This window comes from Actinomadura logoneensis (assembly GCF_003428695.1).
Lineage (GTDB): Bacteria > Actinomycetota > Actinomycetes > Streptosporangiales > Streptosporangiaceae > Spirillospora > Spirillospora logoneensis.
Genome location: NZ_QURH01000479.1, coordinates 1 through 1,130 on the forward strand (window position 1 = coordinate 1; position 1,130 = coordinate 1,130).

At 74.9% G+C, this 1,130-nt stretch carries 1 protein-coding gene; it reads right to left on the minus strand.

The features are described 5' to 3' along the window. Positions 1–416 precede the first annotated feature (416 nt). Positions 417–1,130, minus strand: a 714-nt coding sequence (locus tag DZF91_RS23450) for a glycosyltransferase family 4 protein (RefSeq protein WP_117359514.1), incomplete at its 5' end; no start/stop codon positions are given.

Below are 1,130 nucleotides of genomic sequence, written 5' to 3' on the forward strand. Positions count from 1 at the left end.
ACCGAGGCGAGCACGCAGGCCACCACGATGAGGGACGACATCAGCCGGTAGCGCCAGACGGCCTCGACGAGACTGATCTCGGAGGGGGCCGGGGGGGCGGGGGTCGGTGCGGTCATCGTGTTGCTTCTCATCCTCTGGGCGGTGGGCAGATCCTTGCGGACGGTGAGCGGCGCGGGGGGACGAGAAGGCAGGCTACGCGGTCACCGCCGTCGCGTTCATCCCGGCTCGGGGTCCGCTCGCGGGCCGGGGGTCGGCATCGGGGGTCGTCGGCGCTGGTCGGGACGGGCTCGGCGGCTCGGGCCGTGGTCGGATCTCGGGGCTGGATCTCGGGGCTGGATCTCGGGGCTGGATCTCGGGGCTGGATCTCGGCGGTCGAGTCTCGGCGGCGGAGCTTTCGGGGCGGGGTTCTCGGGGGGCTAGGAGGTGAGGGCCGTGACGGCGTCGCGCAGCTCCCGGTGGTACCGGGCGGTGCCGAAGCGGGCAGCGGCGTCCGCGCGGGCTCGTTCGGCCATGGTCAGGGCGGCGGTCCAGTCGTCCAGGAGGCGGGTGACGGCGTCGGCGAGGGCCTCGGGGTCGTCGGGCGCGACCCGGACGCCGGTCACGCCGTCGGTGACGATCTCGGTGAGGCCCTGGGTGGCGGAGGCCACCACGGGCCGTCCGGCCAGCATGGCCTCCACCGCGACGTTACCGAACGGCTCGACCCGCGAGGGCACTATCGCGATGTCGGCTTCGGCGAAGGACGACCAGACCGAGGGCCGGAACCCGGCGAACACGATCGCGGAGCTGCCCTCCGCGAGCTCCCGCAGCTCGGCCTCGAACCACTCGTAACCTGGGAAGACGTCCCCGACGAGGGTCAGCCGGACGGGCACGCCGCGGGCCTCCAGGAGCCGCACCGCCCGGACCGCCACATCCGTGCCCTTGCGCGGTGACAGACGTCCTACCAGGACGATCCGCGCGGCTCCGGACAGTTCGGCGCGCGGCGCCGGGACCGGCTCCGGCGGCTCGTCCACCCCGTTGTAGATCACCTGGGCGCGGCGGCCCGCCGACCCGAGCGCGGCGGCGCTGGCGCGGCTGTTGACGACCACCGACCGGGCGAGGCGCAGCGGCGCGGCCAGGGCGGCGCGCACCGG